Annotated in this window: 11 protein-coding genes; 5 read left to right on the plus strand and 6 right to left on the minus strand. The window is 71.8% G+C overall.

The genetic code is table 11. The features are described 5' to 3' along the window. Positions 1 to 99 precede the first annotated feature (99 nt). Positions 100 to 396, plus strand: a complete 297-nt coding sequence (locus MQP27_RS47865) for a DUF8691 family protein (RefSeq protein WP_242777816.1) — start codon at positions 100 to 102, stop codon at positions 394 to 396. Between the two features lie 117 nt (positions 397 to 513). Beyond that, positions 514 to 990, plus strand: coding sequence for a LuxR C-terminal-related transcriptional regulator (locus MQP27_RS47870; protein ID WP_242777819.1), 477 nt, complete (start codon positions 514 to 516; stop codon positions 988 to 990). 25 nt (positions 991 to 1,015) lie between these two features. Here the strand turns inward: MQP27_RS47870 and MQP27_RS47875 are convergent, their stop codons facing one another. From MQP27_RS47875 to MQP27_RS47885, 3 genes are all read right to left on the minus strand, one after another. After that, positions 1,016 to 3,430, minus strand: a complete 2,415-nt coding sequence (locus MQP27_RS47875; RefSeq protein ID WP_242777822.1) for a winged helix-turn-helix domain-containing protein — start codon at positions 3,428 to 3,430, stop codon at positions 1,016 to 1,018. A gap of 158 nt (positions 3,431 to 3,588) precedes the next feature. Then, positions 3,589 to 4,071 (minus strand): DUF1269 domain-containing protein, encoded by a 483-nt coding sequence (locus MQP27_RS47880; protein ID WP_242777825.1) that lies wholly within the window; start codon positions 4,069 to 4,071, stop codon positions 3,589 to 3,591. Then, complete coding sequence (locus MQP27_RS47885) at positions 4,071 to 4,625, minus strand: DUF1269 domain-containing protein (protein WP_242777828.1); 555 nt, start codon at positions 4,623 to 4,625, stop codon at positions 4,071 to 4,073. Before MQP27_RS47885 ends, MQP27_RS47880 begins: the two co-directional genes overlap by 1 nt. A gap of 133 nt (positions 4,626 to 4,758) precedes the next feature. Between MQP27_RS47885 and MQP27_RS47890 the strand changes: the two genes are divergently transcribed. The 3 genes from MQP27_RS47890 to MQP27_RS47900 are packed head-to-tail and all read left to right on the plus strand — an operon-like array spanning position 4,759 to position 10,377. Continuing rightward, positions 4,759 to 6,177, plus strand: a complete 1,419-nt coding sequence (locus MQP27_RS47890) for a hypothetical protein (RefSeq protein ID WP_242777830.1) — start codon at positions 4,759 to 4,761, stop codon at positions 6,175 to 6,177. Positions 6,178 to 6,199: 22 nt separating this feature from the next. Next, positions 6,200 to 8,896 (plus strand): MGH1-like glycoside hydrolase domain-containing protein, encoded by a 2,697-nt coding sequence (locus MQP27_RS47895; protein WP_242777833.1) that lies wholly within the window; start codon positions 6,200 to 6,202, stop codon positions 8,894 to 8,896. Then, complete coding sequence (locus MQP27_RS47900) at positions 8,893 to 10,377, plus strand: alpha-amylase family protein (protein WP_242777836.1); 1,485 nt, start codon at positions 8,893 to 8,895, stop codon at positions 10,375 to 10,377. Before MQP27_RS47895 ends, MQP27_RS47900 begins: the two co-directional genes overlap by 4 nt. On the opposite strand, the gene MQP27_RS47905 is transcribed toward MQP27_RS47900, so the two are convergent. From MQP27_RS47905 to MQP27_RS47915, 3 genes are read right to left on the minus strand one after another with little or no spacing between them, the layout of a single operon-like run. Next, positions 10,374 to 12,113: a SulP family inorganic anion transporter gene (locus MQP27_RS47905; protein ID WP_242777840.1), complete on the minus strand. Its 1,740-nt coding sequence runs from the start codon at positions 12,111 to 12,113 to the stop codon at positions 10,374 to 10,376. The two genes, MQP27_RS47900 and MQP27_RS47905, sit on opposite strands and share 4 nt — an antisense overlap. Before the next feature lie 37 nt (positions 12,114 to 12,150). Then, positions 12,151 to 14,883, minus strand: a complete 2,733-nt coding sequence (locus MQP27_RS47910; RefSeq protein ID WP_242777843.1) for a cation-translocating P-type ATPase — start codon at positions 14,881 to 14,883, stop codon at positions 12,151 to 12,153. Beyond that, on the minus strand, positions 14,880 to 15,848 hold the full coding sequence (locus tag MQP27_RS47915) for a polyphosphate kinase 2 family protein (protein ID WP_242777846.1): 969 nt from the start codon (positions 15,846 to 15,848) through the stop codon (positions 14,880 to 14,882). Before MQP27_RS47915 ends, MQP27_RS47910 begins: the two co-directional genes overlap by 4 nt. Positions 15,849 to 15,857 lie beyond the last annotated feature (9 nt).

Genomic DNA, 15,857 nt, shown 5'->3' on the forward strand with positions numbered 1-15,857 from the left:
GGCGCACCCGGGGTTCACCCGCGATGGATGACTCCGGGCGGGCCCGGGGCCCGGAGAATGACGAACAGCCCCCAGGCCGCGGCAGCGGAGGTGACTCCCATGGGTACGGCGGAGGAACGCCCGGGACCTGAGCGGGGCGAGGCGCGCACCGCCGGCGAGGAGTTCGAGATCCGGATCAAGGGCAGGGTGGGTGAGGCCTTCCGGACGGCCTTCGCCGAACTGGCGGTCACGGTCAACCCGCCGGAGACGATCCTGCACGGCGCCGGGCTCGACCAGGCGGCTCTGTACGGGATCCTGGACCGGATCCAGGCCCTCGGACTCGAACTGGTCGAGGTACGCCGGTTGCCGGGTGGGCGTGGCGGTGCGAACGGCCCCGGTCCCGCTCGGCGGACGTAGACACTCTTCAGGCATATTTGCCGGTCCTGTGACCAAAAGGCCGTACGGCCCCTTCCGGCTCGGGTGTCCGGCACGCACCGTTGGTATGTACCGCCGACCTCGAAGGAGGTGAGGGACATGCCTGCGGTGCTGGGCAGCGAGCGGAGGGAAACGGCCCTCCGGCCGGCGGAAGCCCGGCGGGTGTCCGTGCTGCACGGGCGGTTGCGTGCCCTCGGGGAGGACGAGTCCGGGGCGGACACCGTGGTGGCGACCTGTCTGGTGTGGGTCGCCGACACGCTCGTGGACATCGCGGCCGCCGTGGGCGACGCGCGAAGCGCGGGCGTACTGGTGGACGAGGCGTCGGCCGTGCTGGCCGCCGTGCCTCGGGACGGTCGGGGCCGCCAGGGCCCCGTGACACCGGCCGAAGCCCTGACGGAACGTGAGCACGCCGTCCTGGTACGGCTCCAGGAGGACGTACCGCTCCGGCAGATCGGAACGGAACTCTTCATCTCGCACAACACGGTGAAGAGCCACGCCCGCGCGGTCTACCGCAAGCTCGGTGTCTCCTCGCGCACCGAAGCGCTCCACAGGGCGAGGCAACTGCGGCTCCTGTGACCCCGGGAGCCGGTCAGGGGGAGCCTCAGAGCAGTTCGAGTTCGCGGGCTCGCCGTACCGCGGCCGACCGCCGCGTCACGGCGAGCTTGCGATAGACGCTCTTGAGGTGCGTCTTGACGGTGTTGACCGACAGATACAGCTCCGCGGCTATCTCCTCCGTCGTCATCATCTGCGCCAGCCGCTGCAGTACGTCCTGTTCCCGGGCGCTGAGCGCGTCGACGGGCGGCGGCTCGTCCTGCCGCCGGTGCTCCGGTACGGCCGTACGGTCGTCGGACCCGGGCCGGCGCAGCGTGTGGGCGCGGATCGCGCCGACCGAGGCCGCGCACGCCTGCCGCACCGGACGGCGCAGCCCGTCGGCGAGCCACTCGGCGGTGTCGGGGATGGCCTCCACGGTCCCGGGCGGCGGCGGAGTGCCCCTCTCCATCGCGCTGACGAGCTGGGCGACGAGCGAGCCGATCCCCGCGACGAACGGATCCGGCGCGGTGCGCAACGCCGCGTGCGCGCGGGCGAGTTCGCTGCGCGCCCGGCCCGACTCCAGCCGGGCCATGCCGACCCAGGCCCGTACGACGTGCAGCGCCGCCCGGGAGGGGTCCTCAGGCATTCCGGCCGGCAGCGGCGGCCGCTGGGCGTGCCCGGCGAGTTCGTCTGCCGCCCGGAAGCGTCCGCGGACCACTTCGAGCAGCGCCAGCTCGGCGAGGCAGTCGCGGCGCAGCGCCTCGTTCTCCGCGGCGCCCGCGGCCTTCAGACCGGCGGTCAGGGAGGCCTCGGCCGCCTTGAGGCCACCCTCCCGCAGTTCCGCGCGCCCCCGGATGGACAGGGCCAGCGCCTTCAGTTCGGGGCGGTCCGCCAGCAGGGTGCGCGGCACATCGGCGAACAGCCCCTCGACGTCGGCCGCCGCGGCCCGCGCCGCCGGCGGATCGCAGCACCGGTCCTTGGTCATACGGACCACCGCGTGGGACAGCCGGCACCGCGCCACCCGGTCGGACTCCTCCCGGGGCAGCCGGCTCAGCAGCCGGTCCGCGAGCTCCAGGGCCTGGACGCAGGCCGGCTGCTCACCGCGCCGCAGGGCGGCCGCCGCGGCGACGAGCGCGGTCTCCGGATCCAGCGACTGTCCGGGCAGGTCCCGCAGATCGGCGGGCGTCAGCCGGACCAGCTCGTTCGGCAGCCGCGCGTCGGTCAGGGCCAGGACCTGTCCGATGGCCAGCTGATGGACGATCAGCCGGCTGGCCTGGCGCCAGTCGCCCGCGGCCAGCGCGTGCCGTACCGCCTCGGCGAGCAGCCCGTGCTCGGCCAGCCAGGACGCCGCGCGGCTGTGCAGACCGGGTACCAGGCCGGGCGCCTCGTGCCGCAGCCGCACCCGCAGCACGTCGGCGAACATGCGGTGGCAGCGGTACCAGCCGTTGCCCATGTACTGGAGGAAGGAGTTCTGCCCGACGAGCGCGGCGAAGTGCGCCCCGGCCTCCCGGCCCGCGAGTTCGGTGGCCAGCTCGGTGTTGAGATGCTCCAGGACGCTGGTCGACAGCAGCAGGTCGCGCATGGCGGGGCTCTGCCCGTCCAGCACCTCCTCGACGAGGTAGCTGACCACCGCCTCGTCGTCGCCCGCGAACTGCGCGACGAACTTCTCCGGATGCGGATGCCGCTGCATCGACATGGCCGCGAGGCGCAGCCCGGCCGCCCACCCGTCGGCCCGGTCGCGCAGGGTGCTCACCGCCTGGCGGGGCACCTCGACGCCGTGCTGGGCGAGCAGCGCGGCCGTCTCCCGGTCGTCGAAGGCCAGGTCGGCGGTGCGCAGTTCGGTGAGTTCACCGGCCAGCCGGTAGCGGTGCAGGTGCAGCGGCGGGTCCCGGCGCGAGACCACGACCAGCCGCAGCGCGGGTGCGGCATGCCGGAGCAGGGCTGCCGTGCCCAGGGCGACCGGTGAACCGGTCTCCGGCTGGAAGTCGTCCAGGACGAGTACGACGGGGTCCTCGCGGCCCGCCAGCGAGGCGGCGACGGAGGCGACCAGCAGCGGCCAGTCCTCCAGGGAGGTCACCGAGGTGAGACCGTCGGCCCCGGCTCCGGTGGCGGGGTCGACGGTCGCGAGGCGGGGCATCGCCGACAGGTCGGGCAGGTCCACGCCCGCCTCGCGCAGGGCCGCCGGCACCCGGGACCAGAAGACGTCGGGCTGCTCCTCCGAACCGTCACAGGTGACCCAGGCGACCGGGCCGGGCGCGCTCCTGGTGTGCGCCCACTCCACGGCGACCGCCGACTTCCCGGCCCCGACCGGCCCGACCACCACGGTCAGCGGTCCCAGTACGCCCCGGGAGAGACGGTCCGTCAGCCGGGGCCGGGGGACCAGCCACGAAGGCAGGGGAGGCACCCCGACCCGGGCCGGGAGAGCGCCCGACGGAGCCGGGGCGCTCGTCTCGGGCGGCCGCTGCCGCTTTCTCCACTCGTCCATCGCCGGCTCCTCGCTCTCGGGGCTGGCTGGTGCACGTCAGACGAGTGTGGTCCCACCCGCTCGGGGCGCCCACGGCGAAAGCGCCTTCTCACCCGGGTGAACTTGGTAGAACGCTCAGTTGTTCAAAACGCTCGTGCCGTCAACCCTGGGGCCGCCACTCAACCCTGGAGGGCCGCCACGAGCTCCTCCTCGCGGTCCTTCGTCAGCGAGGTGCGCAGCACGGTGGGCTGGAACGGCCGCAGCGCGTCCCGGACCTTGTCGGGCGTGGTGCGCCGTACCAGCGCGAAGACGGCGGCCCGGCCGGGCTCCAGCGCGCCGGCGATCTCCTTGATGAAGGCGTCGTTGATGCCGACGTCCGTGAGCTTGCCGGCGACCGCCCCGGTGGCGGCACCGACCGCGGCCCCGAACACCGGCATCAGGAAGATCAGGCCGAACAGCGTCCCCCACAGGGCGCCGCCGGCCGCACCGGTCGCGGTGGGGCTGAACGACTGCCGTACATGGATCTTGCCGTCCTGGGTGCGCCAGGCGAGCGCCGCGTCCTCCAGGTCCAGGAGCTCCTGTTGGGACAGCTCCTTCGAGAGGCGCAGCACGGCCTCGGCCTTCTCCTTGTCGGTGAAGCCGAGCACGACGAGATCGGTCATCAGGACCTCCTGGTGTTCCGGCCGGACTGCCGGCCTGACTGGCTGTTCTCCTCGGCGGCCTCGTCGAGGCGGGCCACGGCGAGGGCGAGTTCGGCGATCACGGCCTCCAGGGCCTCCTCGGTGAGGAAGCCCTCGGCGACGGGCACCCCGCCCGTCTCCCGGATCGCCTCGCGCAGACCCCTGGCCCAGGTGTGCTCCAGCAGCACGAACCCGGCGGCGGTGCCCGGGTCCAGCTGCTGCGCGAGCTCCCGGACCTCCTCCAGGGTGAGCCCGAAGGCGTTCCCCTCGGACAGGGACGGGAACACCGCCTCGGCCTCCCGCAGGGTCCGGCGCGGAATGCCGAGCAGCGCGGCCACCGTCTCGCCCATGCCCTCGGCCTGGTAGTCGGCGACGACGAGATCCCCGTCGGGCTCCTTCTGCACGAAGAGCAGGTCGAGCACGCGGACCTGGCCGCGGCCCTCCAGCGCGCCGAGTTCGTCGACGATCCTTCCCTCGAACTTCGCGTCCGGCCCGAACTCGACCGTCAGCAGTTGTACCGGCCCGATCCCGGCCATGGCCGCTCCCTCCACGTGATGCCGACGTGATGGCACTCCATCCAGTCGCGCCGGCTCCGGTTCCGCGTCACCCGCCGCAGGTGAGGGCCCGGGCCCAAGTCGGCGCCACGGTGGGCTCGGAGGTGCGAGGCCCATGGACCGGAACCGGGCAGCACAGCAGGAGAAACCGCCGGCCGCGGACGAGAACGAACTGCGGCGGCTGCGCGCCGAACTCGCCGAGCTGCGCGCCCGCGTGGGTGGTGAACAGCGGCGCCGCACACGGCTGTTGACGGTGCGGCGGGTGGTGGCCGCGGTGCTCGTGGCGCTGGTCGCGATCCTCGCGGTGACCTCGGTGGTCGGGGTGTGGGGTGCGCGGACGACTCTCAATACCGGCCGCTGGGTCGCGACCGTAGGCCCGCTGCCCGACGACCCGGCCGTGAACGCGGCCGTCTCGACCTATCTCACCGACCAGATCTTCGACCAACTCGACGTGGAACAGCGCTTGTCCGAGGCGCTCCCGGACCGCGCGGCCTTCGCCGCCGCACCCGTCACGGCGGCGGTCCACGACTACATGAAGGGCACGATCTCCCAGCTGATCAGGACCGAGCAGTTCCAGAGCCTGTGGCGGGCCACGAACCGCTCGGCGCACGCCCGGATCGTCGACGTACTGGAGAAGCGCGACGACGTGCGTACCTCGGGCGACACCGTGACCCTGAACCTGCTGCCGATGGTCAACAACGCCCTCAACGCCCTGGAGGAACAGCTCCCCAGCCTGTTCGGCAAGCAGCTGGACCTGCCCGAGCTCTCCTCGGGCGAGCTCCCGCCCGGACTGCACGACAGGATCGAGAAGGCCCTCGGAGTGAGCCTCCCCGACGACTTCGCCCAGGTCCGGCTCTACAACCGGCATGAACTCGGCCAACTCCAGCAGGCCGTCGTGGTGTTCAAGCGGGCCCTGGTCGGCCTGCTGATCGGCACGGCCCTGCTGCTTGCCCTCGCGCTGTGGATCTCGCCCGACCGCCGGCGCACCGTGCTGCAGCTCGGGATCTGGCTCGTCGTGTGCACGGCCGTGCTGTCCGGTGTGCTGCGCGCGGTGCGCGACCAGATCCTCGGCCAGGTGCCGGACGGCGTCTACCGCGACGGCGTACGCGCCGTCCTCTGGACGGTGTTCACCACCCTGCGTGAACGGGGCGACCAACTCCTGCTGATCGGCGTAGCCCTGGCCGTGGCCGCCTACGTCGTCGGCCCCGGCCGGCTCCCGGTGGCGGCGCGCGGCTACGGCGTCCAGGGCGCGCGGGCCACCGGCCGGTTCGCCGCCGACACCACTCGGCGCCTGACCCGGGAGATCGAGGTACGGCTGTGGATCAGGGACCACGTGGACGTGCTGCGCGTCGCCGGGATCGTCCTCGCGGTGCTCTGCGCCCTGCTGCTGTCTTCCTGGACGGGCCTGCTCGTCGTGGCGATCGTCCTCGCGGTGTACGAGGTGACGCTCACCCTCCTCGCACGCGGCGCGGCCTCACCCACGGCAGGTGAGGCACCTGCCGGGAGGCCCCCACAGACTGGCGCCGCCGGTTAGACCTGCGACAGGGAGCGAGGGGATGAGCGCGCGGACGAGCGGTGAGCGGATCGGCCCGCGGGGCGACGAGGACGGGCGATGGCGCCTGTGGGGGCCGTATCTGAGTGAACGTCAGTGGGGGACGGTCCGGGAGGACTACAGCGACGGGGGTGACGCGTGGTCGTACTTCCCCCACGACCACGCGCGCTCCCGCGCCTACCGCTGGGGCGAGGACGGCCTCGGCGGCATCTGCGACGAGAAGCAGCGGCTGTGCCTGGCGCTCGCCCTGTGGAACGGGCGCGACCCGATCCTCAAGGAGCGCGCCTTCGGCCTCACCAACAGCGAGGGCAACCACGGCGAGGACGTCAAGGAGTACTACTTCTACCTCGACAGCACACCCAGCCACTCGTACCTGAAGTACCTGTACAAGTACCCGCAGAGGGAGTTCCCCTACACCGAACTCGTGGCCGTCAACAGGTCCCGGACCAGGCAGGACTTCGAGTACGAGCTGCTGGACACCGGGATCTTCGACGACGACCGCTACTTCGACGTGACCGTGGAGTACGCCAAGGCGGCCGCCGACGACGTGCTGGCCCGCATCACCGTCGCCAACCGCGGCCCCGAAGAGGCGACCGTGCACGTGCTGCCAGCCCTCTGGTTCCGCAACACCTGGTCCTGGCACGACAACGACGCCGAGAAGCCGCGGCTGAGCGCGCTCGACGGCCCCGCCGGCACCACCGCGCTGCGTGCCGTCCACCCCGAACTGGGCAGCTACGACTGCCGTTTCGGCGCCTCCGTACCTCTGCTGTTCACCGAGAACGAGACCAACGAGGAACGGCTCTTCGGCAGGCCCAACGCCTCCCCGTACGTCAAGGACGGCATCGGCCGGCACGTCGTGGACGGCGAGAGCGGCGCCGTGAATCCCGCGCGGGAGGGCACGAAGGCCGCCGCGCACCACATCCTCACCCTCCCCGCCGGCGGCTCCGAGACCCTGCGCCTGCGCCTCGGCCCCTCCGGCGCCAAGCTGTCCCTCGCCCGCGGCTTCGACACGGTGTTCAAGGACCGCATCGCCGAAGCGGACGCCTTCTACGCCGAGTTGACCCCCGAGGGCGCGAGCGAGGACCGGGCCATGGTGCTGCGGCAGGCACTCGCCGGAATGCTGTGGACCAAGCAGTACTACCAGTTCGACCTGGAGGAATGGCTGGGCGAGCACGGCCTGGACCCGTGGAGCGTGCCGCGCCCTGGCGTGCGCAACCGCGAGTGGTTCCACATGGTCAGCGACGACATCGTCTCCATGCCCGACAAGTGGGAGTACCCCTGGTTTGCCGCCTGGGACCTGGCCTTCCACACCGTGGCCCTGTCGGTCGTGGACATCCGCTTCGCCAAGGAGCAGCTCGAACTGCTGCTGCAGGACGCCTACTTGCACCCCAACGGCCAGATCCCGGCGTACGAGTGGAACTTTGCGGACGTCAACCCGCCCGTGCACGCCTGGGCCGCCTACTTCGTCTACCTGATGGAGGAGCGCACCACCGGCCACGCCGACCACGCCTTCCTCGAACGGGCCTTCCAGAAGCTGCTGACCAACTTCACCTGGTGGGTCAACCGCAAGGACCCCGGCGGCCGCAACGTCTTCCAGGGCGGCTTCCTCGGCCTCGACAACATCGGCGTCTTCGACCGCAGCGCCCCGCTGCCCACCGGCGGCACCCTCGAACAGGCCGACGGCACCGCCTGGATGGCCCTGTACTGCCAGTCCATGCTGCAGATCGCCGTCGAACTCGTCGAGCACAACCCCGCGTACGAGGAACTGGTCCTCAAGTTCGTCGAGCACTACCTGTGGATCGCCGCCTCCATGGACCGCGTCGGCGACCTCGGCGACGAACTGTGGGACGAGGAGGACGGGTTCTACTACGACGTGCTGCGGCTGCCCGACGGACAGGCCGTCCGCCTCAAGGTCCGCTCCATGGTCGGCCTGCTCCCGCTGTGCGCGGCCACCGTCTTCCGCCCGCGGCAGCTCGCCAGGGTGGCGGGCCTGGGGGAGCGGCTGCGCCGCTTCGCCGACCGCCACCCCTCGCTCTCCGTCACGCTCGCCTCCGCCCAGGCGGGCAGCGCGGGCGGCCCGCGGCTGCTGTCCGTCGTCGACGAGAAGAAGCTGCTCAGGGTCCTCGGGCACCTCCTGTCCGAGGAGGAGTTCCTGAGCCCGTACGGCATCCGCTCCCTCTCCCGCCACCACGCCGAACACCCCTACCGTTTCTGGGTGCACGGCGAGGAGTACCGGGTCGGCTATCTGCCCGCCGAGTCGGACACCGGGATGTTCGGCGGCAACTCCAACTGGCGCGGACCGGTGTGGTTCCCGATGAACGCCCTCGTGATCCGGGCCCTGCTCAACCTCTACGGCTTCTACGGCGACGAGCTCACCGTCGAGTGCCCGACCGGGTCCGGCACCCGGATGACCCTGTTCGAGGTGGCCCGGGAGATCTCCGACCGGCTGACCCGGCTCTTCCTGCGCGACGAGAACGGGCGCCGGCCGGTCTACGGCGGCCAGCGCAAGTTCCAGGAGGACCCGCACTGGCGGGACCTGATCTCCTTCCACGAGTACTTCCACGGCGACAACGGCGCCGGCATCGGAGCGGCCCACCAGACCGGCTGGACCGGCCTGGTCGCCCCCCTGATGACGATCTTCGGCACCCTCGGCCCCGGCGACTTCCTCGCCGACCCCGTAGCCAGGAGGACGAAGCGATGACCGGTGAGCTTCCCGTCCAGCCCGTCGTCCACGAGGTGAACACCCGCGTCTGGTTGCGCGAGATCGCGGCCCGCACCGGGCGCATCACGGGACTGCGGGACGTACCGAAGGACGCCTGGGACGAGATCACCCCGCACGGCGTCGACGCCGTCTGGCTCATGGGCGTGTGGGAGCGCAGCCCCGAGGGGCGTTCCATCGCGCTGCGCGACCCCGCCCTGCGCGAGGCCTTCACCGACGCCGTCCCCGACATCCGCGAGGAGGAGATCGCCGGATCGCCGTACTGCATCCGGCGCTACGAGGTCGACGCGAGCCTCGGCGGGGCCGCGGGGCTGGCCGGGGCGCGCGCCGAACTCGACCGGCGGGGCGTGGGGCTGCTGCTCGACTACGTCCCGAACCATGTCGCGCCGGACAACCCGTGGACCTGGGAGCACCCCGAGTACTTCGTGCGGGGCGGCGACGAGGACGCCCGCCGGGACCCGGCCGCCTTCCTCACGGTCGCCGGCAACGTCCTCGCGCGCGGGCGCGACCCCTTCTTCCCGCCGTGGCCGGACGTCGTCCAGCTCAACGCCTTCGCGCCCGCGCTGCGCGAGGCCACCGCGAACGTGCTGGGGCACATCGGGGACGTGTGCGACGGGGTCCGCTGCGACATGGCGATGCTGCTGACCAACGACGTCTTCGAACGCACCTGGGCGGACCTCGCGGGGCCGCGCCCGCAGGGGGAGTTCTGGCCGGCGGTCCTCGCCGGCGTCCGCGGCCGGCATCCCGCCATGACCTTCGTCGCCGAGGCGTACTGGGACCTCGAATGGGTCCTCCAGCAGCAGGGCTTCGACTTCTGCTACGACAAGCGGCTCTACGACCGGGTCCTGAACGAGAGCCCCGAGGCGGTCCGGCAGCACCTGCTGGCCGACGAGGCCTACCAGCGGCGGCTCGTACGGTTCCTGGAGAACCACGACGAGCCGCGGGCCGCGTACACCATGACGCCGGCCAAGGAGCGGGCGGCGGCCGTGCTGATCGCCACGCTGCCCGGGGCCACGCTGTGGCACGAAGGGCAGTTCACCGGACGCCGTACCCGGCTGCCCGTCTTCCTGGACCGGCGCCCGGACGAACCGGCGCAGGCCGAACTGCGGGCGTTCCACGAGCGGTTGCTCGCCGCCGTGCACCGCAGCGGGATGCGCGGCGGGCGGTGGCGGCTGCTCGACTGCACGGGCTGGCCCGACAACGCCACCCACCGCAATCTGATCGCCTCCGGATGGGTGGGCCCGGCCGGGCGGTTCGTGACCGTCGTCAACCTCTCCGACGCCCCCGCCCAGGGCAGGGTTCGGCTTCCCTGGCCCGAACTGACCGCGGCCACCTGGACGTTGACCGGCCTGCTGGACGGCACCCGCTACACCCGCGAGGGCGACGAGCTGACCGACCCGGGTCTCTTCGTCGACCTGGAACCGTGGGGCACACACGTCCTGTCGGTGGGGCCGACCGGCTAGCCGACCGGCTTCGCCTCCGTCGCCGCCGTCCACTCCGCCCCGGTCCGCTCGCGGTACGCGGCCACCGCTGCCTCCAGGGTCGGGAAGAAGTGGCCGGCGTCGATGGTGCGGGTCAGTTCGTACCGCTCGATCTTGCGCCGGACCGGGTCCTTTAGCTCGGCGAACACCAGGCTGATGCCCTGCTCGTTGAGGGCCTCGTCCAGTTCCTCCAGCTCGTCCGCGGCCGTGGTGTCCACGTCCGTGATCGGCTCGGCCGCGAGCAGCACCCACCGGGGCGGCGGCTCGACGCGGGTCAGCCGCATGAGCTCGCCCCGGAAGGCCTTGGCGTTGGCGAAGAACAGCGGCCCGTCGAAGCGGTGGATCACCAGGCCCGGCAGCTGCTCGGCATCGGGATACGAGCGGATGTCGTGGTAGCCCGGCAGCCCCGGCACCCGGCCCAGCACGGTGTTGTACGGCCACCAGGCCCGGCGGAAGACGTTCAGGATCGACAGGCCGACGGCGATCGCGATCCCGGGCAGGACGCCGAGCAGCGCCACGCCGAGGAAGGCCGCGATCGACAGCAGGAACTCCGTCCGGCGCTGCTTCCACAGCCGCGCGGTCCCGGCGAGGTCGGCCAGCGACAGCGAGGCCGTGATGACGACCGCGGCGAGCGCCGGCTGGGGCAGGTTGCGGAACAGGCCGGGCAGCAGCACCAGCATGAGGATGATCAGGCCCGCGCCGACGACGCCCGTGAGCTGGCTCCTGGCGCCGGCCCGCTCGGCCACCGCCGTCCGTGATCCGCTGGTGCTGACGGGGAACCCCTGGAACAGCCCGGCCGCCACGTTGGCCGCGCCGATCGCCGTCATCTCCTCGTTCCCGCGCACCTCCTGGCCGGTGCGGGAGGCGAACGCCGAGGCGTTGGAGATGGTGTCGGCCAGCGACACCAGGGCGATGCCCAGCGCCCCGGCGAACAGCGGGCCGAGGTCGTCGAGCCGGATGTCCGGGAAGGTCAACGGCGGGAATCCGCGGGGCAGTTCACCGACCAGGCTGACGCCGTGCCCGCCCAGGTCGAAGAGCGAGGTCGCGCCGATGGCCAGCACCACCATGACGAGAACCGCCGGCACCTTGGGCAGCCACCGCTGCAGCACGAGGATCAGCACGATCCCCGCGACGCCCACGGCGACCGCGGCGGGCACGGCCTTCCCGTCGGCGAGCCCCCGTACGAACGCGCGGAACTCCGCGATGAGCCCGTCGGCGTCCGTCTTGAAGCCGAACAGCTTCGGCAGCTGGCCGATCAGGATGGTCAGCGCCAGACCGTTCATGTAGCCGATCATGGTCGGCTTGGAGATGAGGTCGGCGACGAAGCCGAGCCGGCACACCCCGGCCAGGACCGTGATGGCACCCACCATCAGCGACAGCATCGAGGCCAGCGCCACGGCCCGTCCGCTGTCCCCGCCGGAGGCGATCAGGGGCAGCACCGTGGCCGCGATCATCGGGCCGAGCGAGGAGTCCGGGCCGAGGACCAGGATCCGCGACGGCCCGAACACGGCGTAGGCCAGCAGGCACAGCACGGACGTGTACAGGCCGGTGATCGCCGGCAGGCCCGCCAGTTCGGCGTAGGCCATGCCCTGCGGGACCAGGAGCGTGGTCAGGACGATGCCGGCGACGACGTCCTTGACCAGCCACTCGCGCCGATAGGACAGCAGCGTACGCAGCCCCGGCGGGACGAAGCGACGGGTCGGGACGTCACCTGGCATCGCGCTCCTCCGCTCCTTCGCGGGAGTACGGCGGGGTTCAGCCCTGCGGGACGGCGGCGGGTCGCGCACGCCCGCGGGCGAGCGCCTTGCCGGCCTCCCACAGCCCGAGCAGGGCCAGGGCGGGCAGCAGCGCCCAGCCGAACTGCCCCACGGTCAGGGGAACCGTGCCGAGCAGCCGGTTGAAGACGTCCGTCTGGGTCGCCAGCACGGCGAGCGCGAACTCGCCGAACACCGCCCGGTTCATCTGCTTGCTGTCGAAGGCCGAGGCCGTCAGGACCGTCTCCGTCTCGCTGCGGCACTCCAGGGCGGCCACGATCAGGCAGAACGCGAACGAGGTGAAGGCGATCGAGTTGCCGATCCCGGGACTGTCGAAGCGTGCCTCGCCGAGCTTGATCATCGACAGCAGGCCGATCGTGATGGCCAGCCCCGCGAGCCCCACCGTGACCATGAGCCGGGTCGTCATGACGGGTTCGCCGCGCGGTCGCGGCCGGCGTGCCATCAGCCCCGGACTGACCTGGTCGAAGCCCAGCGCGAAGCCGAAGGCCGCGTTGACGAAGAAGTGGATCCACAGCACCTGGGCCGGCGTGAACGGCTCACCGCCCGCGATGTCGAACAGGGTCGCGCCGAGGAAGGTCAGCACGAACACGACCAGCAGCACCAGCACGAACCGGATGTACTTGGTGAGGTTGTCGTAGATCTTGCGGCCCTGCTCGACCGCGAAGACGATCGTGGCGAAGTTGTCGTCGGACAGGATCAACCGGCCCGCGTTCTTGGCCACTTCGGTGCCGGAGCCCATGGCGATCCCGATGTCCGCCGCCTTGATGGCGGGGGCGTCGTTCACCCCGTCCCCGGTCATCGCGACCACGTCGCCCTTCTGCTTCAGGGTGTCCGCGAGGAGCACCTTGTGCTCGGGGGCGACCCGGCCGATCACGCCGATGTCGTCGATCCGCGCCAGCCGTTCCTCCTCCGACAGGGCGGCGAAGTCCGACCCGAGGATCGCCTCGCCCTCGATGCCGACCTGTTCGGCGATCGCCGCACCGGTGATCACGTCGTCGCCGGTCACCATCCGCACCCGGATGTGGGCTGCCTGGGCGCCGGCCACCGCCTGCCGGGACTCCCCGCGCGGCGGGTCCTCCATGCCGACCAGGCTCGTCACCTGCAGTCCCTCGACGTACCCGAGCAGGTCGTCGGAGCTGAACCCGGCCGGGTCCAGATCGCGGGTGGCGGCGGCCATCACCCGGCGGCCCTCCCGCTCCATCCGCTCCATCTGCGCGTGCGCCCGCTTGTCGAGATCGGCGTCCCAGGGGATCGCCGTACCCTCCGAGAGCGCCGTCGAGGCTCGCCCCATCACTGCGGGCGCGGCCCCCTTCACGAAGCAGCGCACGACCGGCCGGCCCCTGCCGTTCGTCGCCGAGTTGAAGGTGGCCATCAGCTTGTACGAGGGGTCGAAGGGCAGCGTGGCCAGGCGCGGGAACCGCTCGCGGGTCGCCTCGACGTCCAGGCCCGCCTTGTGGCCGAGCACCAGCAGGGCGCCCTCGGTGGGATCGCCCACCACCTTGCCGTCCACCAGCTTCGCGTCGCTCGCCACCAGGTACGGCAGGATCGCGTCCTCGATGTCGGGCGAACGCCCGGCCGCGTGGTGCACCCGGCCCTCCAGCCCGTAGCCGGTGCCCGAGACGGTGTACCGGTCGAAGGCGTCGACGACCTCGACGGCCGTCATCTGGTTGAGGGTCAGCGTGCCGGTTTTGTCGGAGTTGATCGCCGAGGTGAAGCCCAGCGTCTCCACCGACGGCAGGTCCTTCACGATCGCGTGCTGCCTGGCCAGGTCGAGACCGCCCATCGACAGGATCGTCTGCGTCACCGTGGGCAGCGCCTCCGGGACGGCCGCGATGGCCAGCGACACGGCGCTCACGAACAGGGCGTCCCACGCCTCGCCGCGACCGCGTCCCAGCACGAACATCACGATCATGGTGAGCCCCGCCGCGCCCGCGATCCACAGTGTCAGCCGGTCCAACTCGCGGGTCAGCGGCGACTGTTCGCGCTCGGTCGCCGACAACATCCCGGAGATCTTGCCCAGTTCGGTACGGGCCCCGGTCTCCGTGACGATCATGGTGCCGCTGCCGTGGGTGACCGGAGTGTTCATGAACGCCGTGTTGGTACGGTCCCCGGGGCTCAGCCCCGAGCCGTGCAGCACCCCGGTCTCCTTCGCGGCCGGAGTGCTCTCGCCGGTCAGCGCCGACTCGTCGATCTGCAGCGCGCTCGCGGCGACCAGCCGCCCGTCGGCGGGCACGTCGTCCCCGGCCGTGATCAGCACGATGTCCCCCACGACGACCTGCTCCGCGGGGATCTCGGTCTCCGTCCCGTCCCGCCGGACCCGGGCGGTCGCCTCCATCATCGACTTCAGGGCGTTCATGGCGCTCTCCGCCTTGCCCTCCTGCCGGATGCCGATGACCGCGTTGAGCACGGTCAGCACCAGCAGCAGCACCGCGGTGGCCCACTCCTGGATCAGCAGCGAGACGATCGCCGCGCCGACCAGGATGATCTGCATATAGCTGCGGTACTGGTCGAGCGCCCGGCGCCAGGTGGGCTTCGGCCGCTCCTCCGGCAGGGCGTTGGGCCCGTTCCGCTCCAGCCGCTCGGCCGCCTGCGCGCCGGTCAGCCCCACCGCCGGGTCCACGCCGAGTGCCTTCGCGACCGCGTCGGGCGGCCGCGCGTACCAGGGCTCGGCGGGCTCGGCGGCGCCGTACCGCCCCTCCGTCGAGGAGGTCATCGTCCGTGCCTCCGTTCCGCGTCGGCCGCGGCCGACGCCGCGTACGGATCGGCCTCGGCACCGGGCGGTGCCTGGGCCAGCAGCTCCTCCTTCGCCACGAACAGCTCGTGCCGGGCCTTCTCGCCGACCTCCGGATACTGCGGGTCGATGGAGATCAGCGTGTGGGCGAGCACCGCGGCCGCGCAGATGCGCGCGAACCACTTGTGGTCCGCGGGGATCACGTACCAGGGCGCCCACCGGGTGCTGGTGGCGGAGAGCATGCGCGAGAAGGCCTTCTGGTAGTCGTCCCACCAGGAGCGCTCACGGGCGTCCGCCGCGGAGAACTTCCAGTTGCGCTCGGGCACGTCGATCCGCTTGAGGAAGCGGGTGCGCTGCTCCTCCCTGGACAGGTTCAGGAACAGCTTGACCACCCGGAACCCGTTGTCGTGCAGATACCGCTCCCAGTCGTTGATCTCCCGGTAGCGGCGGCGCCACACGCCCTTGCGCTTCGACTCCTCCGGCAGCCGCTGGCGGTCGAGGTGCTCGGGGTGCACGCGCACCACCAGCACCTCCTCGTAGTGCGAGCGGTTGAAGATGCCGATCTCGCCGCGCCGGGGCAGCCGGCAGGCGTAGCGCCACAGGTAGTCGTGGTCGAGCTCCTCGTTGGAGGGCACCTTGAAGTTCGCCACGTGCACGCCCTGCGGGTTCACCCCGCTCATGACGTGCCGGATGGTGCCGTCCTTGCCGCCGGCGTCCAGCGCCTGCAGACACATCAGCACGCCGTGTCTGTTCTCGGCCGCCAGCCTTCGCTGGTAGTCGGCCAGCAGCGCGACGCCTGTCTGCAGCAGCTCCTGGCCGTCCTTCTTGCCTGCGATGCCCGCCTTGAAGCCGGGGTCGAAGTCGGTGGACAGGTTCACCTTCGACCCCGGCCGCACCCTCAGGGGCGCGATGAACTCGGCGATCCGCTCGGCTCGTCGGTCAGCCATGCGTCTCGT

The organism is Streptomyces cylindrosporus (assembly GCF_022698165.1).
In the GTDB taxonomy this organism is placed as follows: Bacteria; Actinomycetota; Actinomycetes; order Streptomycetales; family Streptomycetaceae; genus Streptomyces; species Streptomyces cylindrosporus.

Bases quoted from the DNA above. Each gene is read 5' to 3' on its own strand.
- MQP27_RS47905 (WP_242777840.1), bottom strand. From the start codon at position 12,113: ATGCCAGGTGACGTCCCGACCCGTCGCTTCGTCCCGCCGGGGCTGCGT.
- MQP27_RS47865 (WP_242777816.1), top strand. From the start codon at position 100: ATGGGTACGGCGGAGGAACGCCCGGGACCTGAGCGGGGCGAGGCGCGC.
- MQP27_RS47890 (WP_242777830.1), top strand. From the start codon at position 4,759: ATGGACCGGAACCGGGCAGCACAGCAGGAGAAACCGCCGGCCGCGGAC.
- MQP27_RS47900 (WP_242777836.1), top strand. From the start codon at position 8,893: ATGACCGGTGAGCTTCCCGTCCAGCCCGTCGTCCACGAGGTGAACACC.
- MQP27_RS47895 (WP_242777833.1), top strand. From the start codon at position 6,200: ATGAGCGCGCGGACGAGCGGTGAGCGGATCGGCCCGCGGGGCGACGAG.
- MQP27_RS47885 (WP_242777828.1), bottom strand. From the start codon at position 4,625: ATGGCCGGGATCGGGCCGGTACAACTGCTGACGGTCGAGTTCGGGCCG.
- MQP27_RS47875 (WP_242777822.1), bottom strand. From the start codon at position 3,430: ATGGACGAGTGGAGAAAGCGGCAGCGGCCGCCCGAGACGAGCGCCCCG.
- MQP27_RS47915 (WP_242777846.1), bottom strand. From the start codon at position 15,848: ATGGCTGACCGACGAGCCGAGCGGATCGCCGAGTTCATCGCGCCCCTG.
- MQP27_RS47910 (WP_242777843.1), bottom strand. From the start codon at position 14,883: ATGACCTCCTCGACGGAGGGGCGGTACGGCGCCGCCGAGCCCGCCGAG.
- MQP27_RS47880 (WP_242777825.1), bottom strand. From the start codon at position 4,071: ATGACCGATCTCGTCGTGCTCGGCTTCACCGACAAGGAGAAGGCCGAG.
- MQP27_RS47870 (WP_242777819.1), top strand. From the start codon at position 514: ATGCCTGCGGTGCTGGGCAGCGAGCGGAGGGAAACGGCCCTCCGGCCG.